The 26,269-nt window shown below is 66.2% G+C and carries 20 protein-coding genes; 9 read left to right on the plus strand and 11 right to left on the minus strand.

The window, feature by feature from the left end; genetic code table 11:
* The first annotated feature begins 530 nt into the window (after positions 1-530).
* From AC5L38_RS08145 to AC5L38_RS08165, 5 genes are read left to right on the plus strand one after another with little or no spacing between them, the layout of a single operon-like run.
* A complete protein-coding gene (locus tag AC5L38_RS08145; protein ID WP_495242137.1) occupies positions 531-1,793 on the plus strand; it encodes a glycosyltransferase family 2 protein in 1,263 nt (420 codons plus the stop codon).
* A gap of 1 nt (position 1,794) precedes the next feature.
* Complete coding sequence (locus AC5L38_RS08150; RefSeq protein ID WP_495242138.1) at positions 1,795-4,161, plus strand: right-handed parallel beta-helix repeat-containing protein; 2,367 nt, start codon at positions 1,795-1,797, stop codon at positions 4,159-4,161.
* The gene (locus AC5L38_RS08155; protein ID WP_495242139.1) at positions 4,158-6,146 is read left to right on the plus strand and encodes a right-handed parallel beta-helix repeat-containing protein; all 1,989 of its coding nucleotides are present in this window, start codon (positions 4,158-4,160) and stop codon (positions 6,144-6,146) included. Before AC5L38_RS08150 ends, AC5L38_RS08155 begins: the two co-directional genes overlap by 4 nt.
* Positions 6,147-6,149: 3 nt before the next feature.
* A complete protein-coding gene (locus AC5L38_RS08160; RefSeq protein ID WP_495242140.1) occupies positions 6,150-7,367 on the plus strand; it encodes a right-handed parallel beta-helix repeat-containing protein in 1,218 nt (405 codons plus the stop codon).
* A 36-nt stretch (positions 7,368-7,403) separates the two neighbouring features.
* On the plus strand, positions 7,404-8,735 hold the full coding sequence (locus AC5L38_RS08165) for a UDP-glucose dehydrogenase family protein (RefSeq protein WP_495242141.1): 1,332 nt from the start codon (positions 7,404-7,406) through the stop codon (positions 8,733-8,735).
* A gap of 319 nt (positions 8,736-9,054) precedes the next feature.
* On the opposite strand, the gene AC5L38_RS08170 is transcribed toward AC5L38_RS08165, so the two are convergent.
* From AC5L38_RS08170 to AC5L38_RS08180, 3 genes are all read right to left on the minus strand, one after another.
* Positions 9,055-9,582 carry an FAD-dependent oxidoreductase gene (locus AC5L38_RS08170; protein WP_495242456.1) on the minus strand — a complete coding sequence of 176 codons (528 nt, stop codon included), beginning with the start codon at positions 9,580-9,582 and terminating at the stop codon, positions 9,055-9,057.
* 183 nt (positions 9,583-9,765) lie between these two features.
* Positions 9,766-10,395 (minus strand): pyridoxamine 5'-phosphate oxidase family protein, encoded by a 630-nt coding sequence (locus AC5L38_RS08175; RefSeq protein WP_495242142.1) that lies wholly within the window; start codon positions 10,393-10,395, stop codon positions 9,766-9,768.
* 497 nt (positions 10,396-10,892) lie between these two features.
* The gene (locus AC5L38_RS08180; protein WP_495242143.1) at positions 10,893-11,198 is read right to left on the minus strand and encodes a hypothetical protein; all 306 of its coding nucleotides are present in this window, start codon (positions 11,196-11,198) and stop codon (positions 10,893-10,895) included.
* 333 nt (positions 11,199-11,531) lie between these two features.
* On the opposite strand from AC5L38_RS08180, the gene AC5L38_RS08185 reads away from it, so the two are divergent.
* Positions 11,532-12,227, plus strand: coding sequence for a DUF6188 family protein (locus tag AC5L38_RS08185; protein ID WP_495242144.1), 696 nt, complete (start codon positions 11,532-11,534; stop codon positions 12,225-12,227).
* Between the two features lie 313 nt (positions 12,228-12,540).
* Here the strand turns inward: AC5L38_RS08185 and AC5L38_RS08190 are convergent, their stop codons facing one another.
* From AC5L38_RS08190 to AC5L38_RS08210, 5 genes are all read right to left on the minus strand, one after another.
* Positions 12,541-12,753, minus strand: coding sequence for a hypothetical protein (locus AC5L38_RS08190; protein WP_495242145.1), 213 nt, complete (start codon positions 12,751-12,753; stop codon positions 12,541-12,543).
* A 281-nt stretch (positions 12,754-13,034) separates the two neighbouring features.
* Complete coding sequence (locus AC5L38_RS08195) at positions 13,035-14,417, minus strand: nitrilase-related carbon-nitrogen hydrolase (RefSeq protein ID WP_495242146.1); 1,383 nt, start codon at positions 14,415-14,417, stop codon at positions 13,035-13,037.
* Positions 14,418-14,453: 36 nt separating this feature from the next.
* The gene (locus AC5L38_RS08200; protein ID WP_495242147.1) at positions 14,454-15,140 is read right to left on the minus strand and encodes a response regulator; all 687 of its coding nucleotides are present in this window, start codon (positions 15,138-15,140) and stop codon (positions 14,454-14,456) included.
* Positions 15,141-15,145: 5 nt separating this feature from the next.
* Entirely contained in the window at positions 15,146-16,336 is a 1,191-nt protein-coding gene (locus AC5L38_RS08205; RefSeq protein ID WP_495242148.1) for a sensor histidine kinase, read from the minus strand.
* Between the two features lie 125 nt (positions 16,337-16,461).
* On the minus strand, positions 16,462-16,890 hold the full coding sequence (locus AC5L38_RS08210; RefSeq protein WP_495242149.1) for a DUF6010 family protein: 429 nt from the start codon (positions 16,888-16,890) through the stop codon (positions 16,462-16,464).
* 338 nt (positions 16,891-17,228) lie between these two features.
* Between AC5L38_RS08210 and AC5L38_RS08215 the strand changes: the two genes are divergently transcribed.
* Entirely contained in the window at positions 17,229-18,167 is a 939-nt protein-coding gene (locus tag AC5L38_RS08215; RefSeq protein ID WP_495242150.1) for a GlxA family transcriptional regulator, read from the plus strand.
* A gap of 34 nt (positions 18,168-18,201) precedes the next feature.
* Here AC5L38_RS08215 and AC5L38_RS08220 read toward each other — a convergent pair whose 3' ends face one another.
* The 3 genes from AC5L38_RS08220 to AC5L38_RS08230 all read right to left on the minus strand — a co-directional run bounded on the left by AC5L38_RS08220 (position 18,202) and on the right by AC5L38_RS08230 (position 21,080).
* Entirely contained in the window at positions 18,202-19,293 is a 1,092-nt protein-coding gene (locus AC5L38_RS08220; protein ID WP_495242151.1) for an IS630 family transposase, read from the minus strand.
* Between the two features lie 297 nt (positions 19,294-19,590).
* Positions 19,591-20,427 carry a helix-turn-helix domain-containing protein gene (locus AC5L38_RS08225; protein WP_495242152.1) on the minus strand — a complete coding sequence of 279 codons (837 nt, stop codon included), beginning with the start codon at positions 20,425-20,427 and terminating at the stop codon, positions 19,591-19,593.
* A gap of 176 nt (positions 20,428-20,603) precedes the next feature.
* Entirely contained in the window at positions 20,604-21,080 is a 477-nt protein-coding gene (locus tag AC5L38_RS08230) for a hypothetical protein (RefSeq protein ID WP_495242153.1), read from the minus strand.
* A gap of 404 nt (positions 21,081-21,484) precedes the next feature.
* Between AC5L38_RS08230 and AC5L38_RS08235 the strand changes: the two genes are divergently transcribed.
* Positions 21,485-21,811, plus strand: a complete 327-nt coding sequence (locus tag AC5L38_RS08235) for a CU044_2847 family protein (protein WP_495242154.1) — start codon at positions 21,485-21,487, stop codon at positions 21,809-21,811.
* Between the two features lie 80 nt (positions 21,812-21,891).
* Positions 21,892-25,899 (plus strand): AAA family ATPase, encoded by a 4,008-nt coding sequence (locus tag AC5L38_RS08240; protein ID WP_495242155.1) that lies wholly within the window; start codon positions 21,892-21,894, stop codon positions 25,897-25,899.
* The last annotated feature ends 370 nt before the right edge of the window (positions 25,900-26,269 follow it).

The following is a 26,269-nucleotide window of genomic DNA, read 5'->3' on the forward strand; positions in this document are numbered from 1 at the left end:
TTTCCGAGGCTTCCCGGGACCTCCCGGAGCTCCCGGAGCTCCCGGTGCTTTCAGTGCTCCCATTAAGCTCCCGGGACTTCCCGGCCGTCTCAGCCGTCTCAGCCGTCTCTCGGCCGCTTCTCAACGGCGTGGACATAGGCGAAACCATGGCACCACAGTGAGAATTCCGGCAGGTGACCGCGACCACACCCGCCGGCGCGAACCACGGGTCTCAGCCCTTGGCCGCGGCCGGAGTCTCAGTCCGTGGTATCACCCCTGGCGATCTCTCGGATCTGTCCCCAAAACCATACAAAAGCTGATATATCTGACATTCCGCTAGTGACGTACGGAGTCCGTGGGGCTCGCGTGGTTCGTGATGCCTTCCACGTCACCTCATCAACCACGGGCGCACCATGTGCAAACTCCCTCAGTCTTGTAACGGTTGTACCGTTCCAAGATACTTGGCCACGGTTGGCCCAGTAATGTCCTGGTCCATCGGCTAAGGGGTCTTTCCCCATGGGCATGTTCGGACGATTCGCCCAGGAGGATCAGTGGCGTCAGTTTTCGAGTGGTTTGATGCTGCCTACGAATGGATCGTCCGCTCCAGCGCCAACGGGTCCTGGCGGGACCTGATCCCCCTGGGCCTGGCCGGCCTGCTCGTCTGGGGCCTGTGGGTCTACCGGGTGGTGCTGTCCCGGCTGGCCAAGCCGATCGTGAACGGCTACCGGACCACGGTCTCCGTGGTCGTCCCCTCCTACCGGGAGGACGCCGAGATCCTGGTGCGCTGCCTGGACAGCTGGCTGGCCCAGGACCCGCAAGAAGTGATCATCGTGGTGGACGTCGCGGACACCGAGTGCCACGCCAGGCTCAGCGAGGTGACGGACCCCCGGCTGCGCGTCCTGATCTTCGAGCACTCGGGCAAGCGCTCCGCGCTCGGGGTGGGCATCCGGGCGGCCCAGGGCGAGGTCGTGGTCTTCGCCGACTCCGACACCTGGTGGCAGCCCGGCCTGCTGGACGCCGTGCAGATGCCCTTCGAGGACCCGGCGGTCGGCGGGGTCGGCACCCAGCAGAACGTGTTCCAGCGAACCAGCAGCGTCTGGCGGCGCATCGCGGACTGGCTGGTCAACCTGCGCTACTACGACTACGTGCCGGCGATGGGCAGCAGGGGCGGGGTGGCCTGCCTGTCCGGCCGGACCGCCGCCTACCGGCGCGAGGCCATCCTCCCGGTCCTCCCCCACCTGGAGAACGAGTTCTTCCTCGGCCGCCGGTGCATCGCCGGCGACGACGGCCGGCTCACCTGGCTGGTCCTCGCCTCCGGGTACAAGACCGTGCACCAGTCCTCGGCCCGCGCCATCTCGATGTTCCCCGACTCCTTCCGCGCCTTCGTCAAGCAGCGCGTCCGGTGGAGCCGCAACTCCTACCGCTGCTACCTGACCGCGCTGTGGAAGGGGTGGTTGTGGAAGACCCCGCTGGTCACCAAGGTGACCGTGCTGCAGATCCTGCTCACCCCGGTGACCATGGGCGTCACGCTCGCCTACCTGTTCTTCAGCAGGCTTGAGCTCACCCCGATGGGCATCGGGCTCGCCGTCGGCTGGCTGCTCCTCGGCCGGGGCGTCCGCGGCTGGTCCCACCTGCGCCGGCACCCCGCGGAGATCCTGCTGCTCCCGCTGCTCTGCCTGGTGGTCATCATGATCGCGCTGCCGATCAAGCTGTACGCGTTCCTGACGATGAACAAGCAGGGCTGGCTCACCCGTACCTCCGACCAGGTGGGCGGAGCGGGGCAGAGCGCCGCCACGCTCAAGGGGCTGGTTTGAGATGGCACGCTCCGCCCCTGTCCTGCTGGGCGCCGCGGTGCTGGCGTTCGGGCTGGCGGCCGGACCCGCGGCCGCCCTCTCGTCCCCCCAGCCGCCGGGTGACTCCGGTGAGATCTCGAATCCCAACCCGTCCCCGACGAGCAGCGCGACTCCGGACGACAACCCGTTCCTGAACACCCCGGAGCCCGAGGAGGAGGAAGAGGAGGAACCCTCCGCCGAGGAGAAGCCCCCGCCGAAGAACACCCCTCCTCCGAAGCCCGACCCGACCCCGACCGCCAAGCCGACTCCGAAGCCCGGCGCGAGCCAGACGGCCAGGCCGGTACCGAGAGGCGGTACGCAACCGACCGTCGCCCCGGCCCCGACGGCCCGCCCGACCGTGGAGGAGACCCCGGCCCTGGTCGAAGACGCGATCATGGCGAACGACGCGATCCTGGAGGCCGGCACCCTCACGGCGGGCGACGCCGAGGCGCAGGCGACCCTGGTGGACGTCGAGGACCAGCGGATCATCCAGACCCGCGCCGCGCTCACGGCCATGCTGCAGACCGGCGGCATCGCGGCCGCCCAGCGCAAGCAGCCCCAGGTCTTCGTGTCGGGGCACGGCAGGACGCTGGTGCTGCCCGCGCGCAACACCGAGGCCCCGTACACCCTCAAGGACCTCGCGGGCGTCGAGAAGGGCCGGTACCTGCGGCGGCTGAAGGACGGCTCCTACCTGCTCGGCGTCCAGGTCTTCGTGGCCGACGGGGCGCGCCTGCAGCTGCGCGGCCCGCTGACGCTGCGGATGGGCAGCCTGCCCGGTTCGTTCAGCTCGATCATCGCGTTCGGCGGCGACATCGAGATCAAGGGCACCGCCAAGCGACCGGTGCGGATCACCAGCTGGGACGTGCGCACCAAGAAGCCGGACCTGACCACGACCGACGGCCGCGCCTACATCCGGGCGGTCGGCGGCGAGTTCGAGATGACCTACGCGCAGGTCTCCCACCTGGGATTCTGGAGCGGTCGCACCGGGGGCATCGCGCTCACCGGCACCGAGCGCCCGGCCAGCGTCTACCGGCACCGGACGAAGGACCAGCGCCACCAGGACAAGCAGGAACGGCTGGCGAACACCAGGCGGGGTGATCAGGGCGGTAGCAACTTCGGCGACGTGGAGACCATCCCGATCGGTCCCGGCACCGCCTCGCACGTGCTCGCCGACGAGCTGGTGTCCGGGTCGATCAAGAACAGCGTCATCACCGGTGACGCCTACGGGGTCTTCGTCTCCGGCTCGAACCAGACGCAGATCATCAACAACAAGATCAAGAACAGCCTGGTGCACGGCGTGTTCATGCACCGGTTCGCCAAGAACGCGACGATCGAGGCGACCGAGGTGACCGGCAGCGGCGGCGACGGCTTCGTGCTGTCACGGGCGACCGAGAAGGTGAAGGTCGTCGACTGCCTGGCCGAGGGGAACAAGCGCAACGGCTTCACGCTCAACGGGCGGGCGCTGGCGAACGGCCCGTCCGCGAGCGGCGAGTCGCTCGCCGTCTACGGCGACAGCTCGGTCAGCAACAGCACCGCCCGCGACAACGGGCGGTACGGCGTCGAGGTGCTCGGCGGCAGCCGGCTGGCCGTGCAGACCAGCGAGATCATCGGCGGTGACATGGGCATCGTGGTACGCGAGGGCGCCAGCGGGGTCCAGATCTCCGGCAACAGGCTGACGGACCAGCGCCGCCAGGCGATCGCGCTGCGCGACGGGGCGACCGGCGCCCACGTGGCCGGCAACACGATCACCGGGACCGTCACCGGCATCTATCTGCGCAACTCCGCCGGCATGGTCGTCGGAAACAAGATCACGACCCTGGAGAACCCCAAGGCCCACGGGATCACCGTGGTCGGCGACGCCACCGGCTCCGAGATCACCCGCAACACCGTCATCGGTGCGGGGACGAGCGCGATCAGCGTCGCGCGGGCCGCCGACACGGTGAACAAGCACAACAACGACGAGGACCAGTGGAACGACACGTCGTCGTTCTGGGTCAAGGCCAAGCGCTACGTCAAGCCCATGAACGTGATCTGGGCCGCGGTCATCCTCCTGGTGGTCGTGTCGGCGATCCGATCCCGCGGTGTCGCCGACCGGCGGCAACGTCGCAACGAGATCCGCAACCCCTACGAGCAGCAGCGGCTGCTCGCCGAGGGGCGGTTCCAGCTGCTGCGCCACGCCGGCACGCCCGCGCCGGACGACGAGGATCCTTCGTGGCAGCCGCAACCGACCGCCGCCGACGAAGACCCTTCATGGCAACCGCAACCGACGGCCACCGATGAAGACCCTTCGTGGCGGCTGCGGCCGACGACGTCGCACGCCGACGCGGCTCCCGTGGGAGGCAGGGGATGAGCCAGTCGCCCAAGAGGAGGGGCCGTACCCTCCTCATGATCCTGGTCCTGGGCCTGTCCGCGACCGGCACCTGGGCATACCTCTCCTACCTCGACCGCCCCGTCCCGTCCCCGGGTGTCAACGAGGTGTCGTCGGCGGAGGCCCAGCAGCAGTCGACCCTGGTCGACCAGGAAGACCTGCGGATCATGCAGACCCGCGCGACGCTGTCCTCGGCGCTGGCCCGGGGCGGGCCCGCCGCCGCGCGATCCCGCGTGCCGCACATCTCCAGCTCGGCCAACGGCCAGACGCTCGTGCTGCCGCAGCGCCGCGATCCGTACCGGATCGCCGACCTGGAGCGCCTCGGCCAGGAGTACTTCCAGAAGCAGTCGGACGGCTCCTACGTGCTCGGCATCAACCTGTTCGCCGGTCCGGGGGCCAAGGTGGTGCTCCAGAACGCGACCGGCCCGCTGGTGATCCGGATGCGCAGCGACCCCGGCGCCTTCGTCTCGATCGTGAGCTTCGGCGCGAACATCAGGATCAACGGCTCGGCGCGGAACCCGGTGCGGATAACGAGCTGGGACGCGCACGCGAGGACGGCCGACACCAAGGTCTCCGACGGGCGCGCCTACCTGCGCGTGGTCGGCGGGGAACTCAAGATGAGCCACGCGCTGGTGGAGCACCTCGGATTCTGGAGCGGCCCGACCGGCGGGCTGGCGCTGACCGGCAGCGACCGGCCGATCCGGACCGCGGACCTGGTGACCACCCCCGCCACCACCACGGCCGGCACCACCGCCACCGGCGCGGCCACCTCCGCCGTCCCGCGGTCGTCGGCCACCCCGAAGCCGAAGCCCACGCCGACCGGCTCCCAGCAGCGGGCGCTCCTGCCCAACGGCCTCCTCGTGCCGAGCAGGGGCGGCAACAACGAGATCGAGATCACCAACGGGGCGGGCCGGGGCAGGGTCGCCTACCGGCTGCCCGAGGCGAACCTGGTCACCGGCGACATCACCGACACCAAGATCAACGGCAACGCGTACGGGATCTTCATCACGGCCTCCAACGAGACCCGGATCATCGACGTCTCGGTCACCGGGAGCCTGGTCCACGGGGTGTTGCTGCACCGGTTCGCGCGCAACGCCTCCATCGAGAACACCACCGTGACCGGCAGCAGGGGTGACGGTTTCGTCCTGTCCAGGGGCACGCAGAACGTCACGATCACCGGTTCGGAGGCCACGGACAACAAGGGCAACGGCTTCACCATCAGCGGCCTGCCGCTGGCCCGGGGGCCGTCGGCGTCCGGGGAGTCGCTGCGCAGTTTCGGCGGCAGCTCGGTGACCAGCAGCACGGCGCGGGACAACGGCCGCTACGGCGTGGAGATCCAGGGCGGCGACAAGCTCGTCGTACAGACCACCGAGGTGATCGGCGGGGAGATGGGCATCGTGGTGAGCCAGGACGCCACCGGCGTCCAGCTCTCCGGCAACCGTCTCACCGGCCAGCGCAGCCAGGGAATCGCGCTCCGCGACGGGGTGCGGGGAGCCAGGATCAGCGGCAACATCGTCCGGGACACCCAGACCGCGATCTACCTCCGCAACTCCGAGGCCACCGTCTCCGCCAACACCGTCGAGTCCGCGTCGCTGCACGCGATCTCACTGCTCGGCGCGGCCCAGGGCACCAAGGTCACCGGGAACACCCTGGGCGGTGCCGGCCGCAGCGCGCTCGACACGGGCCGGGCGAAGGGAACCACGACCGTCACGCAGAACAACACCACCGGCTGGCAGGACACCGCCGGCTTCTGGACGACGGTCAAGCGGATCGCCAAGCCGATGAACCTGATCTGGCTGGGCGTGATCTCCCTGATCGTGATCTCGGCGCTCCGGGCGCTGCGCGGCGACGGTCCGCGGGTCGGCCGCCGGTTCGTCCATCCGTACGAGAAGCAGACACTGCTGGAAGAGCGACCGGCCCGGCTCCTGGAGCCCGCCACCGCCCAGCCGCCAGCGGAGAGGAGCTGAGCAATGCGCGTAACCATCGACATCGACAGGAAGACCGTGGTGGGGATGGTGGCCGGGGCGGTCATCACGGTGATCGTCGTGGTGCTGCTGCGCGGACTGTTCGGCGGCGGGGAGGACTCGGCCACCCCGATCGAGGACATCCGGCCGAAGAGCGCGGACGCGCCGGCCTCACGGTCGCTGGAGGAGTCACCGGAGCAGTCGTCGGATCAGTCATCGGATCAGTCGTCGGAATCGCAGGGCGACACCTCACGAGTGGAGGAGGACGAAGACGTGGAGGAGTTCGTCGCGACGCAGGAGCCGCCCGACATCGCCGTACCCCTCGGGAAAGGGGTGATCGACTGCCCCGAGGCCACGGTGACCGTCGAGGACGCCACCGGGCTCGCCGAGGCCCTGGAGGCGGCCGAGCCGGGCGCGGTGATCAAGCTTGAGCCCGGCGTCTACAACGGCCGGTTCGTCGCGACGGTCTCAGGGACGGAGAACGAGCCGATCTTCATCTGCGGCCCGCCCGAGGCGATCATCGACGGAGGCGGGATCAAGAAGGGCTACGCCTTCCACCTCAACGAGGTCAGCCACGTGAGGCTGATCGGCTTCACCGTCCGCAACAGCCAGAAGGGGGTGATGGCCGACCGCACCACCAACACGATCATCCAGCAGCTGACCGTCCACCACATCGGGGACGAGGCGATCCACCTGCGCAACTTCAGCACCGACAACACCGTCCAGTACTGCATGATCTACGCGACCGGCATGCGCCGGGAGAAGTTCGGCGAGGGCGTCTACCTCGGCACCGCGGAGAGCAACTGGGCGTCCTACTCCGGCGGGAAGATGGACCGCAGCGATCGCAACACCGTGCGTGGCAACGTCATCCGGGCCACCGCCGAGGCGATCGACATCAAGGAGGGCACCTCCGGCGGCCACATCGTCGGCAACATCTTCGACGGTTCCAACCTCGGTGGCTCCAAGCACAACGACTCCTGGGTCGACGTCAAGGGCAACGGTTACCTCATCGAAGGCAACACCGGCAACAAGACCAACGCGGACGGCTTCCAGACCCACAAGATCGTGAACGGCTGGGGCACCGGCAACGTGTTCCGGGCGAACATCATCAATCTTGGTAATTCAGGCGGATTCGGCATCAACGACACGGCCGGCGGAAACAAGATCGCCTGTGACAACAAGGTCACCGGTGGCAAGCTCTCCAAGGCCGATGGCTGCTCCTGAACACGAGCCCGAGGACAAGTAGATAGGAAGACGGATATGGGCGAAGCCGAGCTCCCCCGATTGACAGTGATCGGAACCGGCTATCTCGGGGCGACACACGCGGTTTGCATGGCGTCACTGGGCTACGACGTGGTCGGGCTCGACGTGGACAGCAGGAAGATCGAAAGACTGCAGGCCGGGGAGGTGCCGTTCTTCGAGCCCGGCCTGCCCGAGCTGCTGAGCAAGGCCCTGGAGTCGGGCAAGCTCCGGTTCACCACCTCCTACGCGGAGGCCGCCGAGCACGGCGACATCCACTTCGTCTGCGTCGGCACCCCCCAGGAGCCGGGCTCGGACGCCTGCGACCTGAGCTACGTCGACGCCGCCATCAGCAATCTGGCCCCCCACCTGACCCGGCGCTGCCTGGTGGTCGGCAAGTCGACCGTGCCGGTGAACACCGCCGCCCGCCTGTCGGACCTGCTGCACGAGCTGGCCCCGGCGGGAGAGGAGGTGGAGCTGGCCTGGAACCCGGAGTTCCTGCGGGAGGGCTTCGCGGTCGACGACACGCTCAAGCCCGACCGGCTCGTGTTCGGCGTCACCTCGGAGTGGGCACGCGAGCGGCTGTCCGCGGCGTTCCAGCCGATCCTCGACCTCGGCACCCCGGTGGTGGTCACCGATCTGGCCACCGCGGAGCTGGTCAAGGTGGCCGCCAACTCGTTCCTGGCCACCAAGATCTCCTACATCAACGCGATGGCCGAGGTCTGCGAGGCCACCGGGGCCGACGTCCGCGACCTGGCCAAGGCCCTCGCCTACGACGACCGGATCGGCGGCCGGTTCCTCCAGCCGGGTCTGGGCTTCGGCGGCGGCTGCCTGCCCAAGGACATCCGCGCCTTCGCGCACCGGGCGGAGGAGATCGGCGTCGGCCAGGCCGTGTCCTTCCTCCGCGAGGTCGACGCGATCAACCGGCGCCGCCGTTCCCGGACCATCGACCTGGTCAGGGAACTGCTCGGCGGCCAGCTCGACGGCAAGAGGGTGGCCTGCCTGGGCGCGGCCTTCAAGCCCAACTCCGACGACATCAGGGACGCCCCGGCGCTGAAGGTGGCCCAGACCATGCACGGCCTGGGCGCCAACGTCCGGGTGTACGACCCGGCCGCGCTGGACAACGCGCGCCGCGCCTACCCGGAACTCAGGTACGGCACGAGCGCGCTGGACGTGGCCCGCGACGCGGACGTGGTGGTCCTGCTCACCGAGTGGGCCGAGTTCCGGGAGATCGAGCCCTCGGCGCTGGCGCAGGTGGTCAAGCACGCCAAGATCGTGGACGGCCGGCACGCGCTCGACGCGGACGTCTGGCGCGCGGCGGGCTGGGAGTACCGTGCGCTGGGCTGCCCCTGACCCGTCTCCTGTGAGCGTGTCGAACGAACGACGCCGAACGTGGCCGTGCGGCCGGGACGCGGCCGCGTGACCGGGCCATCGGGTGACCGCGCGGCCTCGGGTGACCGGGTGACCGGGCGGCCTTGGATGACCGGGGGCCTCGGCTGACCGGGCGGCCTCGGGCGACCGGGTGGCCGGTCTTCGCGGAATCGTCCGGACACCGTGAAAGACCCCGCCGAGGCTATGCCGGGCGGGGTCTTTCACGGTCGTGAACGGCTTCGGGCCGCCGTGGGACGCTGCGGGAGACGCGACGGGCGCGACGGCGTGGTGGTGCCGGCTTTCAGCGTCCGGCCTGTGACGACACGCCCTGGCTCGCGGCGACGGCCGCCACGTTCTCGCTGTTGAGGAGGCGGCTCGCCTGCGCGAAGATCTGCTCGGGGTCGTCGACCGAGGGGTAGATCCACATCGTGTTGATGTTCCGCTTCATGACCTTGGCCTCGGGGCCGGTCGCCACGACCGTGCGCTCCCACCCGTCGGTGAGGACGGCGCCGGCGGACCCCAGGTCCAGGGCGTTGCTGTAGGGGTCGGAGGTGAGGGGCAGCAGGGCGGTCCCGAGCAACCCGGCCGCCACGTTGTGCCCGGCGCACTTTCCCATCGGCTGGGCGTGCTGGCAGCTCTGGATCGTGTGGTGCCCGTCTTCCACGGCGGCCACCGCGGTGTCGCCGGCCGCGTACACATCGGGCACTCCGGTCACCCGCATGTACGCGTCGACGCTCAGCCGTCCCAGCCGGTCACGCTCCCCCGGGATCTGTGCGGTGAGGGGGCTCGCGGTCATGCCGGCCGTCCATATGACGATCGCCGCGGGTATGGTCTCTCCGCGCGGAACAGGCGCTGCACCAGGCCCTGGCCGCCCAGACCCTCGCGGACATCCGGGCGGAGCTGGACCAGACCCCCGCGATCGGGCGCGTCATACGGTCCGCCTTCAACTGACCGCGCGGGGCCGCCCGTCACACCGCCCGCCGGACACCCCTCCCGGATCAGACCCGCCCGCTCAGCGGTACATCCCCTCCGCGTAGGAGGGGCCGTAGTAACGCTCCAGCTCCTCGATCGGGTCCTCCGGCCGCTCCAGAGCCTGGGCGATGCGCGCCCGCGAGGGCAGGGCCTGGGGGTCCCAGCTCTCCGGGCGCCACAGTTCCGAGCGGAGGAACGCCTTGGCGCAGTGGTGGAAGATCTGCTCGATCTCGACCACGATCGCGAGCTGCGGCCGGTGCCCCTTGACCACCATCCGGTCGAAGAAGGGGGCCTCGCGCACCAGGCGCGCCCTGCCGTTGACGCGCAGGGTGTCGCCCCGGCCGGGGACGAGGTAGATCAGTCCGACGTGCGGGTTGCGCAGGATGTTGTGGAATCCGTCCGCCCTGCGATTGCCCGGCCGCTCGGGGATCGCGATCGTGGAGTCGTCCAGGACCAGCGTGAATCCGGGTGGGTCGCCCTTGGGTGAGACGTCACAGCTACCGTCGGCGCCTGAGGTCGCGATGAGGCAGAACGGCGAGGCGGCCAGCCAGGCCCGGTCCAGCTCGTGCAGGGCCTTCCGCTCCTTCGCGACCACCGCCGGTTTGGGGGTGCCGAGCAGTTCCCGCAACTCGTCCGCGGAGTCGATCGACTCCCAGCCCTCGGCCCCCATGTTCCTCCTTCGACAGGAAAGCACGGAGAGGCAATTTTATCGCTTCTGTCCCATATCGTTAAGAACGATCGGCCCGTACGGCAGCACTCCGGGCGCAGGAGGCTCCGGGCACAGGAGGTTTCAGGCACAGGAGGTTTCGAGCGCAGAAGGCTCTCGGCACAGGAAGCTCCGGGCGCAGAAGGTTCTGGGCGCAGAAGCAGGGCGAGCGCCGTGGCGGTGGGTGATTCCGGAGAGCGACGCGCTCGCGCGGTCACCCCTCGGTGGCCGGCGGGGAGCGCCGGATGTCGAAGGCGACCGCCGCCACCCTGGCCGCGTCCCCGGCGGCGCGGAGCCGGACGGGATCGCCCTCACCGGGCGATGAGCGAAGTCCTCATGCTTCCTCGGCACGGGCGGCTCACCCTCACCGGGCGATGAGCGAGCGAACCGCGAGCGCCCGGAGCCGGCCAACGGCTCCGGAGTACTCGACCGTGCTCGGCCACACGGACGACGTCCGGCGGTCACTCTCCTGCCGAGCGGTTCACCTCGGCCGGCGAGACCGGGTTCTCCCCCTGGTCGAAGGTGATCACGATGTACCTGCCGTTGGCGTAGCTGACCACGGGCCGCTGGAGCATGTCCCCCACGCCGCGGGCGACCCTCTGCCACAACTCCACCATCTCCGGGGTGTCGGCGGTTATCCTGAACCGCCCGTCGGCGAGGAGATTCCGGGCGACCAAGGGGACGAAGTTCGCCTCGGCCCGTGCCCTCTCCTCCGCGTCGAGAGGAGTGCGCCGAGGCGCGAGCCGCGAGCCGAGGGGGTGGGTCATCGCTGATCTCCTTGTGATCGCCGGCCTCCCAGCATGCCACCAGCGCCTTCCACGAACCACAGTCGACCGGGTCACGCCCACGGGGACCCGCCCGACCGGCCCGGCGCCTTCGTACGGGCCGGACCGGTCGCGGGCCGCGCCGGTCAGGGCGGCCGTCGAACCGGCGGGGAACCTCCCGCGCCGCACGGCCCTGGCCTACCGGCCCACTGGCCTCCGATGCCGCTGCCGGCCGCCATGACGGGCAGCAGGGTGGCGATCTGATGGTGGAGCCGATCCTTGACCCGGCTCGTAGCAGCGCGACATCGCGGGCGGCGCGAGAGGCAGGATGATCCCGTGAAGCTGAACGAGAAGGTCGCGGCGGGGATCGCGGAGGAGTACCTGGACCGGTGGCGACGTGTCGCGCGCTACGACGAGCTCGCCGTGATGGAGGAGAACGACGACAAGGACTGGGAGAACGTCGTCGGCGAGGACGGCCAGGAGTACAAGGTCCTCGCCCATGTGCTTCCGCACGGCGACGGGACGCTCCGGATGGTGATCTCGGTGAACCACCGCAGAAAGGATCACATGGCCGCTGCCCCGCTGATCCGGGAAGCGGTCATGCGCTCGGACGGCACCGTGACCACACCGGCGGATCTGGCCGAGCTGGAGGACCGCTGGCTTCTGCCCTACCGGGGGATGCAGGTGGTCCAGGTCCGGGTGAGCTATCAGTTGACGTTGCTCCTCGACGGTGACGCCCAGGTGACCATCGAGTCCACGGCGACACTCACCGGCGGCCCGCTGAACGCTCCCGATGCGAAACCGGTCCAGCTGGCCCCTGAGCGCCAGGAGGTCGCGCCGGCCCTGGCCCTCTTCGGCACGACACTCGTGTCAGCGGTCGCCTTCAAGTCCGGCGCGTTGCGGCTGGTCTTCGACACCGGGACACACCTGAACGTGAAGCCCGACTCCCGCTACGAGGCGTGGAACACCTGCGGTCCTGACGATCTGCGCTTCATCTGCCTGCCTGGCGGCGGGCTTTCGATCTTTCGGTGATCGGACGAGCAGGTCCGGAAGCTCGGTACGCGACTTCGCGAGCTACCGCGTTCCAGGTCAGAAGCGGTCTCGCTTTGCCCGTGAGTTCCCGTGAGTCCCCGTGATCCCCCTTGGCGACCCTCCCGACCAGCACGCAACCAGCACCCAACCAGCACGGTTTGAGAATCCCGTGCGGACGCCCGCATCCCGCCCACCGGATCTTCCCGGACGTTCCCCGGCCATGGGACGCCAACGGTCACAGGCGGCCTCGATCCGAAGGGCCGAGATGCCGGGCCCGCCCGGGACGTAGCAGGCGGGACAGTCCGGCTCTACCTCAGCCACTCAAGGACGAAGTCCCGCTTCTCGCGATCATCCCGGAGCCGGGCCCCCGCCGAAGTCCGAGAACCCGACGGGCAAGGGCGTAGAGAACGATGACGAGCGCGGCGGTGATGCCAACGCTGGAGACGACCACGCCGACGACTGTCAACAGGCTGACGATGACCTCGAAGGCGAGGTAGGAGAGGATGGCCAATCCGTCGGAGGGCAAATCAGCTCCTCATCACGCAGGCGACAGATCGAGAGTACAGCGAAAGCCGTGTGTGGCGGTGTGGCCCCCGATTCGGCGGCCGTGAGAGGACGGCGCGTACCGGATTCGGCGGGTACGGCGCGTACCGGGTACGGCGCGTACCGGGTACGGCGCACGGCCCTGATCCCCGCCTGCCGTTCGGGAGGGACCGGCGCCCACACCGCACGCCCGGACGACAGGCGGGCGACGCGCCGCTTTGACGGTCTGTACCGAGGTCCGGCGAGATGTACGGGCACTCGCCCTCACTCCGGCCCAGGTCGCCGCCCCCCGTGCCCGGCGACCGTACGCCCTGAGGCACGCTCGACGGCCGGGCTCTCGCCGACCGGGCCGGAGGATTTCGTACGAGCCGGCGTGCCGAGTGCGAGCAGCAGCAATCCCGCCGAGGTCCATGCGGCCCAGTCTCCCAGGGCGGTGTAGAGGGTGGCCGAGCCCTCCTGAGGCAGGGTGGCCGTGACCATGGCCATGCCCGTTCCGGCGCTGTGGCGCTCGGCCACGATCCGGCCGCGGCCGTCGCTGACCGTCAGCCGTCCCTCGCGCGCGGCACGGGCCACCGCCAGGCCGTTCTCCACGCCGCGCACCACCGCCATGCGGCTGTGCAGCCACGCGTCCTCGCCGAAGTCCCACGCGGGCGCGAGCAGGGCGGCGACGCCGGCCTTGCCGTACTCCCTGACCAGGCCGGGAAAGTCCAGGTCCTTGCAGATGATGAGGCCGAGCCGATCGCCGTCGAGGAAGGCCAGGCCGGTGCCGGGCCGGAACTCGCGCTCCACGCCGGGGATCATGTGGTGCTTGTCGTAGCGCACGCCGGAGGGATAGCTCACCGCGCTGTTGGTCTCCATGGCGATCCCCGCGACCACCTCCACACCCGGGCGGGCGAACGGCAGGCCGGCGGTCCTGAAGACCTTCTCGGGCAGCACCACGATCTCCGCGCCCTGGGCCGCCGCGGTGTCCACCGCCTCGCCGTACCGGCGGACGAGATCCTCGGAGTTGTCCGTCGCTACCAGCGCGACCTTCCGTCCCCCGGTGTCGGCGGGCGTCGCGAGCCGTACGAGACCATGGCCGAGCGTGAACGCGACCAGCACGCCCGAGACCACCGCCGCGCGTGGCCGCAGGACCGCGACGGAGGCGGGCACGAACAGCAGGAGGAAGGTGATGCCCCAGACCCCGGTGACCGAGGCGGTCTGCAGCACGGGCAGGAAGTCGGCCTGCGTGTACGCCAGGCTCCACCAGGCCCCGTGCGCTCCGGCGAGGTTCATGGCGTACTCGGCGGTGACCCAGACGGCCGGTACGGCCGACGCCGCCAGGAGCGGCCTGCCGCGCGCGAGCAGGACGCGGAAGAGCAGCACGCCCGAGCCGTAACAGAGCGCGGGGCCGGCGATGAGGGCGGCGGCCAGTGCGGGCGGCATCTCGAGGGGGCCGGTGAAGTACGGCCACATCTGCGCCTGGCCGGCGAGCCAGACGAGCGTCCCGGCGGTGAAAGCCGTAGCCCTGCCCGCCCGGCGAGCGAGGAACAGGACAGGGAGCGGTGCGAGCCAGGTGAGCCACCAGACAGGGTGGAGGCCGGTGCCGAAGTGCGTCAGGACGGCGGAGGCGAGGGTGAGGGCGAGGGTGAGGAGGACGCGTTCCATGCCGACGATCGTGCTTTCCCGCCCCCTGCCGGCGCGTCACTCGCGGGTGTGATCTCCCCTGTCACTCTCACCGGCGACCACCAGCCCGGACTCGTAGGCGAGCACCACGGCCTGGACCCGGTCCCGCAGGTCCAGCTTGCCGAGCATGCGGCTGACGTGCGTCTTGACCGTGTGCTCGGTGACCACGAGCACGGCGGCGATCTCCGCGTTCGACAGGCCGTGCGCGACCAGCTTCAGCGTCTCGCGCTCACGTTCGGTCAGTGCGTCCAGCCTCGCCGTCAGGCGGGGGGCGACGCCGTGGGCGGGCCTGCGCACCAGGTCCTCGAGCAGCCTCCTGGTCGCCGCCGGGGACAGCAGGGCCTCGCCCGAGGCGACGGTACGCACAGCGTGGGCCAGCTCGTCGCGCCGGATGTCCTTCAGCAGGAAACCGCTCGCTCCCGCCCGGACCGCGTCGTAGACGTACTCGTCGAGATCGAACATGGTCAGCACGAGCACCTTGGCGGCGGTGGTGGCGCAGATCTCCCTGGTCGCCTCGATGCCGTTCATGCCCGGCATGCGCACGTCCATCAGGACCACGTCCGGCCGGAGCCGCCTGGCCGCGGCGACCGCCTCCTCTCCGTCGGCGGCCTCACCGACCACCTCCATGTCCGGCTGCGCACCCAGGATGAGCCCGAACCCCGCGCGGAAGAGGTCTTGGTCGTCGGCGATGAGCACCCGTAACATGCGGGCTATTCAAGCGGAAACTCAGCTCTCACCATGAATCCCCCATCCCGTCCCGCCCCGGCCCTGAGCGTCCCGCCGCATGCCGCGGCCCGTTCCCGCATCCCGGCCAGCCCGTACCCGCCGCCCAGCCCGTACCCGCCGCCCCCACCCGGCCCCCGACCGTCGTCGGCGATCTCCACCGTCAGGCTCTCCCCCCAGGTCAGAGAGAGGCGTACGGCACGCGTACCGGCGTGCTTGCGCACGTTGGTGAGCGCCTCCTGAACGATGCGGTAGACGGCGGCCTCAACGCTTTCGGCGACCGGACGTGGGGTGCCGGCGGTCGTGCTCACCACCTCGAGACCGCTGCGATCGAGCAGCGCGGGAAGGTTGGCCAGACGCGGCTGGAACAGCGACTCGCCGAGGCGCTCGCCGACACGGCCCCCCAGCGACTCGCCGGGACGGCCGTCGGCGCGGCCCCGTACCGGTCCGCCGCTTTCACCCGGGATCCGTAGCGCTTCGCCCGGGATCCGTAGCGCGGCGAGCACCCCCCGGAGCTCGGCCAGCGCACCCCTTCCCGTGTCGGCGATCGTGTCGAAGACCGCCTCGGCCCTGTCCGGGTCGCTGCGCACCACCACCGGCCCCGCTTCGGCCTGAACCACCATCAGCCCGACGGAATGGGTGAGGACGTCATGCATGTCGCGCGCGATCCTGGTGCGTTCCTCGGCCACCGCCGCGATGTGCTCCTGCTCCTGCCGCCGCGCCCGCTCGGTCAGCTCGGCGGCTCGCGAGCGGCTCGCCCTGACACTGGTGCCCAGCGCGTAGGCCGCCACGAAGGCGGTCCCCACCAGCCGGAAGGTCTCGTCGCTCTCCCCCGGCAGCACCAACGAGAAACCCACGGTCGCCACGATCACCGGAATCGCCGCCAGCCTCTGCCACCTGGGACTCAGGTCGGCGATCGTGTAGACGGCCAGCAGCGGCCCGAAGGGCAGGAACGGCTTCTCCCACATCACCAGCACCGACATCGCCGCCCCGACCACGATCGCGACCACCATCGGCGCCCGCCTGCGCCACCCCACCGGCACCGACGCCAGCAGCCCCAGCCCGATGATCCACCACGGATCGGGACGGGGCAGGAGAAGCGGCACCACCGTGGCCAGGGCCACGCCCACCGCGAGCACCCCGTCAACTGCCCTACCGGCCCGGACCGCTGCGAACATCCGCCCATTATCCGGATTCCTCCGCCCGCCGCCCTCACTCCCAAGAGTGATCATCACCCTCACTCCCTCAAGGGGCACCCGGCCACACCGCACGGGACCCGCCCGGGGGAGGCGGGCCGGTGCGATCAGGGCGGCGGCGTCGCGGGCCGTTCGACGCGGGACCGGCCGAGACGCGCGCGGAGCAGGTCTGTGACCGAGGGGCCGCCCCAGAGGCACCACACGGCGATCACGGGATCGCAGATCGCGCATCCCAGGGAGGAGTGTTCCGCGAAGGGGATGATCGGGTTGCCGTGCAGGTGGTGCAGCAGATCCCATCCGGTGTGCAGCAGCCACCCGATGCCGACGAACGTCCACGACTCCAGGCCGCGGTAGGCGCAGTAGGTCATGACGGCCGTGAAGGCGAGTTCCCACGGGCCGAAACCCCCGCCGCTGAGGTAGGCGGCCCCGGCTCCGGCCACCATGATCGCGTTGAACCTGCGCCGGTGCGGTTCGCGGATCAGGGACATCAGGCACACGTACACGACGCCGATCATGATCGGTGCGGCGACGCTCATCGTCGGTGTCCGTCCTGCCGGTGTCCGTCCTGCCGGTGTCCGTCCTGCCGGTGTCCGTCCTGCCGGCGGCCGCGCGGCGCGGCGGAGGTACTCGCGGTGCCGTCCGCGTGGAGGAGTTCGAAGGCCGTGACGGCATCGAGTCGGGTGATCACGAAGGGGTCCGTTCCGTTGAGAAGTGCCGGGACGCGGTCGAGGCTAACCAGCGGCACCTCCCCGCTCCTAGTGGCAGGAATGACAACCTTCAACGGAATATCGCCAACGGTTGTCCGTACCCGATGAGCAGAAAAGAGCAGCTGGGAGCCATTGGCGAGAATCCGGGGCAGGGATATGTTGTCGCCATGCACACCGTCGTCGTCCTCGCGCTGGATCAGGTGATCCCCTTCGACCTGTCCACCCCCATCGAGGTGTTCACCCGCACCCGGCTGCCCGACGGCCGCGCCGGTTACCGGGTGCGGGTCTGCGCCGAGCGACCCGACGTGGACGCCGGCCTCTTCACCCTGCGCGCCCCGTGGCGACTGGACGCGCTCGCGAACGCGGACACGGTCATCGTGCCCGGCACCGCCGACCCCGCCAGGCCCCTGCCGCCGGCCGTCCGCGACGCGCTCCGCGGCGCCGCCGCCGACGGCACCCGGATCGCCTCCATCTGCTCCGGCACCTTCGTCCTCGCCGCCGCCGGACTGCTCGGCGGGCTGCGCGCCACCACCCACTGGCTCGCCGCCCCCCAGCTCGCCACCGACTACCCGGACATCGACGTCGACCCGAACGTGCTCTACGTCGACAACGGGCAGATCCTCACCTCGGCCGGCGCCGCGGCCGGACTGGACCTGTGCCTGCACATGATCCGCCGGGACTACGGCTCCGCCATCGCCGCCGACGCCGCCCGGCTGTCCGTCATGCCGCTGGAACGCGAGGGCGGCCAGGCCCAGTTCATCGTGCGGCAGTACCCACCCACCCCTCGCGGCTCGGCCATCGAACCCCTTCTGCGCTGGATCGAGGACAATCTCGCCCGCGATCTCACCCTGGCGGACATCGCCGGCCAAGCCGGTACGAGCACCCGCACCCTGATACGGCACTTCCGCGAGCAGACCGGCACCACACCGTTGCAGTGGCTCCACCGGGCCCGTGTCCACCAGGCCCAGCACCTGTTGGAGACCACCGGCCATTCCATGGAACGCGTCGCCGCCCAGGCGGGCTTCGGCTCGCCCACCGCCTTCCGCGACCGGTTCAAACGCGTCGTCGGCGTCAGCCCCCACACCTACCGGAGCAGTTTCAGCTAGTGCTGTGACCGGAAACGTTGGCCGGGTTGGGCGGTCAGGCGGCAGCTGACAGTGGTCGGCCGCCCCAGCGGATACGTTTCTCGCTGCGGATGCGGGCGCGTTCACGGCGCTGGGCGGCCAGGACGTCGGGGTGGCGGGCGTTGGCGTTGCGCCAGCGCAGGTAGGCGTGCAAAACCCGGGTCTGAACGGTGTGGTTGGGGTGATCGGAGCCTGCGATCGTGAACTGGCGTAGCGGCCCGAAGTGCGCCTCGATCGGGTTGGCCCAGGAGGCGTAGGTCGGGGTGAAACACAACTCGACCTTGTTGCGCCTGGCCCAGGTGCGGATACGCCAGTTCTTGTGCGCGGACAGGTTGTCCAGGATCACGTAGACGGGGGCGCCGTCCGGGCGGGCCGCGCGGATCGACCGCAACGCCGTCCAGGTGTGGTCGATGCCCTTGCGGCGCCGGTTGACGCCCCAGAGCAGGTCATCGCCAACCGAATAGCAGCCGTGGAAGTAGGTGATTCCGTGGGTGCGGTGATAGGTGGCCGGCAGCCGGTCCGGCCGGCCCTGCCTGGTCCACCCCGATCCGGCGGTGGGGCGGATGCCCAATGGTCCGAACTCATCGAAGGCGAAGGTCCGTTCCGGGCGCTGGGTCAGGGCGTACTCGATCCGGTCCAGCTTGGCGTCGAAGTCGGGGTCAGGGGATTCCTTCCAGGTCTTGGTGCGCTGGAAGGTGATCCCCCGGCGGGCGAGCAGGGTGCGTAAGGCCTCCCGTCCGATGAAGAGTGGCCGGGAGGGCAGGCGTTGCAGGTAGGCGGCCAATTTGCGGATCGACCAGCGGGTGAAGGGCTGCCCGAGCTTGGCCGGGCGGGTGGTGGCCATCTGGATGACGAGGGCTTCCTCGTCGTCACTGAGCAGGCGGGGACGGCCTCCCGCCCACCGAGGGTCCAGGGCGGCCAGCCCGATCTCGTTGAACCGGTGAATCACATCGCGCACCGTGTCCTCATCGGCGGCCACCAACCGGGCGATCACCGGGACGGTGTTACCCCCGGCCGAGGCCAGGAGGATCATCGCTCGTCGATACCGGACCGAACTGGTGCTGCCCCGGCGCACGATCTGCTGCAGCTTCTGCCCTTCGGCATCCATCAGTCTTCGTACTCTGACCGGTTCTGCCACCGCGCCTCCTCGCGTCAGTTGGACGTGTACGGCACATCCAACCGGCGCCAGCGGCTATACGCGAGGCCGGCAAACGTTTCCGGTCACAGCACTAGGAGGGCGGTGACGAAGCGTCGCGCTTCGGTGATCGCCACGGGAGAACCGGGGAAGGTGCGGGACATGCGCCAGGGCGACATAGCGGACTCCGATGTCTAGGGGGCTATACATCCACCGCGCCAGCGTATGAGTGATGCTAGAAGCATCTCAAGGAATTCGACGCATTAGCAGCTAGAGACGTGTTGCCAAGGTGCGATAGTCGGCACCGATTCGCCCCAGAAGATCCCGCAGCTCCTCGCCATAGACAGCCACCGCCGCGAACACCTCGAAGGTCTCCCCATGAGCCGACAGCTCCCCCGGCTCCGTCAGCGTCAGATCACCCGTCAGGCTCTCCACCACGCTCACCGCACCGTCATAGACCGTGAACCCACGCAGCGGGAACGCCGGAGCCTGCACCGACCACGGCACCACCCCGACAGTGACGTGAGGCAGCGTCGCCACCTGCAACAACCGATCAAGCTGAGCCAGCATCAACGCCGGCGACCCCGGCCACGTACGCACAGCTCCCTCAGTCAGCACAAAGAAGAACTCCCGGCCGGACTCGAACAGGACCGTCTGCCCCTCCACCCGAACCGCCGCAGCCTTGGCCGCGTCCTCCTCATCCACTTCACGACCGATCGCCAACGCCAGCCGGGCGTACTCCGCCGTCTGCAACAGCGCCGGAACCATTGCCGAAGAAAACACCACCACCCGACGCGCCGACCGCAGCCGAGCGGCATTGGCCGCTTCCCGGCCGGCAAGCCCGCCCTTGAGACGAGACACCTCATCACGCAGCCGCACGAGCAGAGCATCCAGCTCCCTGCGGCCTGCATCATCCAGGCCCAACGCCTCTACGAGACGATCCACCGTCTCCGGCACTGGAAGAAGCCGCCCCGTCTCAATCCGAGAGATCGTCGGCTGAGCCACCCCAGCCCGCAACGCCAGATCCTTCCCCGTCAGCCCAGCATCCTTACGCAGCCGACGAAACAGCTCACCCAGCGCCCGCAGGCGATCCCGACGATCCTCCACACCCAGCGTTCTACCAGCCCCCCACGCAAGGAACGCTACCGATCACGGATGTCGTGACTCGCTTGATGCTTGACACCCCTAGCTGGTCTTCCGCTGTTCAGTATGCGCTTTGGTCTTGATCGCATGATCTTCTGGGGCGCGGTCTGGAGCACCAGCTGCGGTGGTTGCCGAAAGAATCACGTCAGCCGTGAGGCGTTCGGATCCGCTTCTCCCTGGGGCTTCTTCATACGAAGCAGGAGGCTCTGCGCCTCGGTACGGACGCCGTCGTTCTCATCGGAGGTCAACTCCCGCAGTTGCTGGACCAGCTGATCTGCGCCGCTCTCCGTTATCCAGCGGGGATCACAGTCGATTTCCGCCGATAGTTGATCAGTGGTGTCGAAAGCCTGCGCGCAGGCGAGTGCCGCCAGTACGGCGCGCAGACCACATGCGTCCCCCCGCTGCATGAGGGCTTCTGCCGTCTCCTGGGTGACCCCTGTGTCATCAGGATCCAGCAGGAGGCGGTGAAGGACCTTGGACACCTCAGGTACGTGTGCCGATGCCGCAAGGCGCCGTCCGGCGGTGGCTCTCACCGACCACAGCGGGGAGTCGGCTTCACGAACGGCGCTGGTGATCGAGTCCACAAGCGGCTGTTCCTGTTCGGGGTCATCACGCACTCGCTCAACCCTAAGGCCGTGGATGACGACCGTACTGTCTGGTCTCTCGAAGCGTCGATAACACCACGAGCCGAGACAGAGAGCGATCAAGGTGTCAAGCATCAAGTGAGGCAGGACAGCTACCGATCACGGATCACTGCCGAATTGTTCTCATGGGTATCAAGGGCGGCGCTCCGCGCCGCTGCGCGGCCCTGCGCTCGGCCGCACGCTGCGCGTGCGGCCTGGGGGCCGTTCTCGCGTGCGTCCGTGCTCGGGCCGCGCACCATTACGTACGACCGACTCTGGACCACGCGTAACAAGTAACTCACCCAGATAGATGTCCATATACCCCAACCTCTTCCACCCTCTAGACTCGTACAGACCATCGTGATAGATGTCAGCTTTAAACACTACAGGGGAAACATATGACGAACCGTACGCTTGTTGCCTTTGACGCTTATGATGCTCAGATTCTGGTTGAGGTGGAGCAGCACCACTTAGGGCCGGAACGTGTTGCCGTCAGAGACAAGGCGATAACCGCAGCAAAAGTAAGCTTCAACCAGGCTGTCAGTGTACTTAGGCCAACCGCTCAGGCCATAATTGATGAACTCGACCAAATGCAAAATAAGCCCGAGGAAGTAGAAGTAACACTAGGCCTCAAGTTCACCGCTGGAGCAGCCGTCCTTGTCGCCTCAGGATCGAGCGAATCTAGTTGTACAGTCAAAATGGTTTGGAAGAACCGTACAACGTAGACGCAAAGATGCACGAAGCTTCACGCGCCCCATTGCCGCATCTAGCTCAGATCATATCGACAGATAACGTGACCGTAGGGATGGCAATCACACTCGACACGACCCGGCTTTTGACGTGTTCCCATGTGGTCGAACGAGCTGTTGGGCAGCTGAAGGGCGAGATTGAAAGAGGACTAGACGTCGTTGTAAACATCACCTGGCCTCTTACGCCGGAAGTGATCGGACGCGCTCGTGTCATGAGGGAATGGTGGAAGCCGGAAGATGGATACGGTAAAGGAGATGTGGCAGTCCTAGAATTGCTTTCGCCACTACCAGAAACAAGTATTCCTGCTCCCCTAGCTTCGCTTAGCGACCATGAAGGCCATCGCTTCAAGGCTTACGGTTTGCCGATGGGAGATATGTACCCGGTTGCCTGCGATGGAACGATGCGAGGCTATGAGGGTCCAGGTGGTACATGGGTTCGACTTGAGGGCCGCCAAGGAGTGGGAAGAGCAATTGACCCTGGATTTTCAGGGACAGCTGTATGGGACTTGGACGCAGAAGCGGTAGTTGGAATGATTGTTGCGCGCGATCAGGTCAAAGAGGCCAAGAGCGGTTACTTTATTCCAATGGAGCAAGTCGCGCAATTCTGCCCTGTGATCTATAACTATCTTCCCACACCATTTGAGCGAAGCGCGACTGCTCGGGAGCATTGGATTCCCCGAGCCCGAGGAGTGAGTAATAGCACCGAAAGCGGCTGGTTCTTCACAGGACGCGACACGATCTATAAAGAACTGGTAGCACCATTATTATCTGGAGCTAGCGCCAGCAAGAGGTTGTTCTGTGTAACTGGTAGCCCTGGATCTGGAAAATCGGCCATCCTCGCACGCATCCCAGTTTTGGCGGATAGAAGACTGGCTAAGCTAGCCAAACGTACGCCACTAGAGACTACTCTTGAGCATGCAAAAATAATTCCAATCTACCTACGCCAAAAAACCTTCCTCGATGTTCTAGATGAGTTAGGGAGAGCTCTAGGTCGCAGAATAGAGAGCGTAGATCACCTGCAGCAGACGCTCGCAGCAAGAGCACGCAAAGATTCCTCGCAGATGGCAATAGTATTCGATGGCCTGGACGAAGCTGCCGATCCAAATTCGCGTGACCGAATAGCGCGAGAACTCATTAAGCAACTAGGATACTATGCAAGAGATCTACGGCTGACGATAATAGTAGCATGCCGATCAGGAATCCCTGGAAGCGAGAACGAGCAGTTAATAGAGGCTCTCGGATCTCGGCGCGAAGTGCTAGTTGTAGATAAGCCGCCTTTTGTTGATCGTGAGCAACTTCAGCTATACGTCGAGTCCCGTTTGATTGCTGGCGGTTCAGATAGTGGAAGCCATCCTTATCGGGATCGGCCTGACTATGCTCACAAGCTTGCTAGGGATGTTGCCACAGCAGCGTATCCCAATTTTCTAGTGGCGCAACTTGTAAGCCAATCGCTCTTAGATGATCCAAGTGCCACTGAGCGCAGGCTAGCTGAGAAACGATTTCCTTCGAACGTTGCCGACGCACTTTCCGACTTTATTGCAAAGTTCGGTAGTAATCGCCAGCGCGCGACTGACCTTCTTCGCGGGTTGGCTTATGCGCGAGGGGCAGGTTTTCAAGTAGGTCAGTTGTGGCTCTCAGTGACCAAAGAGGTCACAGGTAATATGTACTCTTTGGATGACTTAAAATGGCTTCTGAACTCGGCCGCAGCTTTTCTAATCGAGAGCCTCGACGAAAACTATCAGAAGAAATATCGCCTATATCATCAGGCTCTTGTCGACGTCTTACAGTCCGGCGACGGCTTACGGACAGTGTTTGGCTACCTTGTCCATCGCGGTATTAATGCTAAAGATGATGAAACTGTAGATTATCTACAAGAGCACCTGTCAGGCCACGCTTTGTCAGCGAAGTCCCTTGATACTCTCCTCACTTCACCGGAACTTCTGGCGGTATGTGGCGCCAGAGGCCTGCTTCGAGATAGTGCGCGCGCCGACACCCAAATTTCTTCAAACGGTCTCAACGTGCGAATTGCCCTAGCCGGTAAAGCCCACACATTGGACCTTTGCCGCAACCGCGATCAGCGGGCAGCCTATCTAAAACTTGCCGGTCACCAGCATAAAGTAGTCGCGCTCGCTAAGCAGCCTAAAAATTACTGGTGGGACTGCTACTGGTCCGAATGGCAAGCTACCAGTGAACATCAGGTAATTTTGCGTGGAGAGTTTATCGCAAAAGTAAGTTCTGTCGCGATGGACGATGAACGGTTAATCGTGACAGGAGATGATACGGGTAGGGTCAAGATTATAGACCCGGTCAGTCATCATTCCAGATACGAAGTAGAGTTGGACTCTGCCATTACGGCACTTTTTGTGCTCGAAAGTGCATCCACCCCCATGGCTCTTGTGGGTACCGAGGCCGGTTGGGTCTGGATACTCAAGGGATACCAGGGAGGGATGAGAGCTTTCAAAGTTGGGCGCCTTGATGGAGTGGTCAGCTGTCTGACTGGCGTTTTTATGCAGCGGGGCGACGTACGCTTCGCTGCCGGCTCTGATAGTGGCGACTTCCTATATCAGAGAAGAAAGCCTGGCCAGAAGGTAGAAGAGTATAGGACAAAGCATTCCACTTGGGTATGCGACGTCGCCTTCTTTGGAATAAACGGAAACTTTTTACTTACAGCCTTACGGGACGGCCATGTAAGTGTAATGATTGCCAGGACGATGAGCCTTGACCCTGGGTATGGGGTCAATACCGACGAAGAGATATCTAGAGTTTTCCTGGCTAAGTCATCTCCCGATGAGGGGCAGACTGTCCTTATTGCAACTGAGCATAGTATAGATTCCTGGAATCTCGACTACGGCCTCCCTCTCGATGACAGCATCCCTATGCCTGGGGACGGATTGAGTCTGCTTCTCTCGGAAAGGGATGGCCTACGGGTACTGATCGTGAGCGATTCTAGTCTCGTACGAGTTATCCCCTGGGTTACCTCGGGCGGAGGCTTGGTTTTGCAGGGCCACGATGAGCCTATTCGCGATCTCGCGGAGCTCGTATTGGGTTCTGACCACTATGTACTCAGCTCTTCGCAAGATGCTACTGTCCGCTTGTGGCCAGCAAAAATTGGTGCCGACTCAACTCAAGTGGGTAGTAGCGCCGAGCCTCTAGCGCTTGGAATTAGTGATGATCACTCCGGAGCGGTAGCTGTTGTACTAGGCAATGGCGAAACTATAGGAACAGATACATCCCAAATCAAAGGCGTGAGGGATGCCCATACCATAACTGATATCGAATACGTTAGTGGGCGTCCGCTAGTGGTGCAGAGCCATAGATTTGGTGTATACCTAGGTGGATCTATGGTGACTGGTGAAAATGCCACGATGCCACCCCGTATTGTACGCATATCGGATAGGCGATTTGCCATTTCCGTTGATAGTCAGATTCTGATTGGCCGCTATTCATGGAATGGACCGGAAGCGTGGCGCGAGCTCCGCAATATTAAGCTGGAAGGTAAGATTGTCGGGATACATGCATGTGCCATAGATCGGAATCAGAAGCATGTCATTGTTGCGCGAATTCAGCAACTTGACCTACGCGATGTGTGCATTCTTGACCCCAACGGAGAGGTTCTTTTTAATTCTGCAAGCCACAATCTCGACGTCTATGATGCGGTCATCTCAAGTAGTGGAGACCGACGCTCAGTCGTCATTGTGGATGAGCAGGAGCTGATCAAGCTTGCTATGGTGCAATCGGAAAGATCGGATTGGGAATTATCGCATGCCGTCAAGCGAAGTCGGCCGGGAGAGGCTCTCCTAACATGTATCAGCAGCCTCGAATCTAGATATTTATTGATGCTTGAAAGTGGATCATTGTCTGTCTTTGAGGCTGACAGACTCGGCTTGATTGATGAAGTTGACCTAGGTGGTGGACGGCCTACTGGCTTGAAGACTACGCCGCTAAATCCTGCAAGAGATCAATGGGCGGTCTTAGTGGGAACATCGGCTGGCGTAGTGGCTTTAAGGCTGCATCTATCAGAACTAGGGGCGCGCTTCTCTACTATGCAGAAGCATCCTGACTAACAGATTCCAAGCCTTAGGTGATCATTGTTGGCTACAGATTCGGTACAGCACTTACGATCGCCTGACTGGGGTCGATACCGTAAGTGGTTTGGGGCGATCGCCGGGTTAGGACTTCGTTCCTAATGACGGTGCGGGCGCGTTCCCCGGTCGGGATGACGGATGCCTTCTTCGTTCCGGGATCTTTGAGTCCTTCTTGCTGAGACTGGCACTGTTACCGAAATGGCCAGGTGGAGCGTGCCCGCCCGGGTGGATCGTGGTCTGAGCCCGCCTGTGCAGGCCGTACCCCTTCTGTGCGTTGGTGAGCGGTGAGCTCTGAAGCAAGACCGGGGCCTGTGTGGGTTGCTGGGGTCACGAACGGCTGATCGGATGG

The organism is Streptosporangium nanhuense, from assembly GCF_059358815.1.

What these genes read in the sequence shown, in the direction of transcription:
- AC5L38_RS08160 (WP_495242140.1), top strand. Translation starts at nt 6,150, where the DNA reads ATGCGCGTAACCATCGACATCGACAGGAAGACCGTGGTGGGGATGGTG.
- AC5L38_RS08240 (WP_495242155.1), top strand. Translation starts at nt 21,892, where the DNA reads ATGGCAATCACACTCGACACGACCCGGCTTTTGACGTGTTCCCATGTG.
- AC5L38_RS08220 (WP_495242151.1), bottom strand. Translation starts at nt 19,293, where the DNA reads ATGGATGCCGAAGGGCAGAAGCTGCAGCAGATCGTGCGCCGGGGCAGC.
- AC5L38_RS08175 (WP_495242142.1), bottom strand. Translation starts at nt 10,395, where the DNA reads ATGGGGGCCGAGGGCTGGGAGTCGATCGACTCCGCGGACGAGTTGCGG.
- AC5L38_RS08210 (WP_495242149.1), bottom strand. Translation starts at nt 16,890, where the DNA reads ATGAGCGTCGCCGCACCGATCATGATCGGCGTCGTGTACGTGTGCCTG.
- AC5L38_RS08205 (WP_495242148.1), bottom strand. Translation starts at nt 16,336, where the DNA reads ATGTTCGCAGCGGTCCGGGCCGGTAGGGCAGTTGACGGGGTGCTCGCG.
- AC5L38_RS08215 (WP_495242150.1), top strand. Translation starts at nt 17,229, where the DNA reads ATGCACACCGTCGTCGTCCTCGCGCTGGATCAGGTGATCCCCTTCGAC.
- AC5L38_RS08165 (WP_495242141.1), top strand. Translation starts at nt 7,404, where the DNA reads ATGGGCGAAGCCGAGCTCCCCCGATTGACAGTGATCGGAACCGGCTAT.
- AC5L38_RS08235 (WP_495242154.1), top strand. Translation starts at nt 21,485, where the DNA reads ATGACGAACCGTACGCTTGTTGCCTTTGACGCTTATGATGCTCAGATT.
- AC5L38_RS08195 (WP_495242146.1), bottom strand. Translation starts at nt 14,417, where the DNA reads ATGGAACGCGTCCTCCTCACCCTCGCCCTCACCCTCGCCTCCGCCGTC.
- AC5L38_RS08180 (WP_495242143.1), bottom strand. Translation starts at nt 11,198, where the DNA reads ATGACCCACCCCCTCGGCTCGCGGCTCGCGCCTCGGCGCACTCCTCTC.
- AC5L38_RS08200 (WP_495242147.1), bottom strand. Translation starts at nt 15,140, where the DNA reads ATGTTACGGGTGCTCATCGCCGACGACCAAGACCTCTTCCGCGCGGGG.
- AC5L38_RS08150 (WP_495242138.1), top strand. Translation starts at nt 1,795, where the DNA reads ATGGCACGCTCCGCCCCTGTCCTGCTGGGCGCCGCGGTGCTGGCGTTC.
- AC5L38_RS08155 (WP_495242139.1), top strand. Translation starts at nt 4,158, where the DNA reads ATGAGCCAGTCGCCCAAGAGGAGGGGCCGTACCCTCCTCATGATCCTG.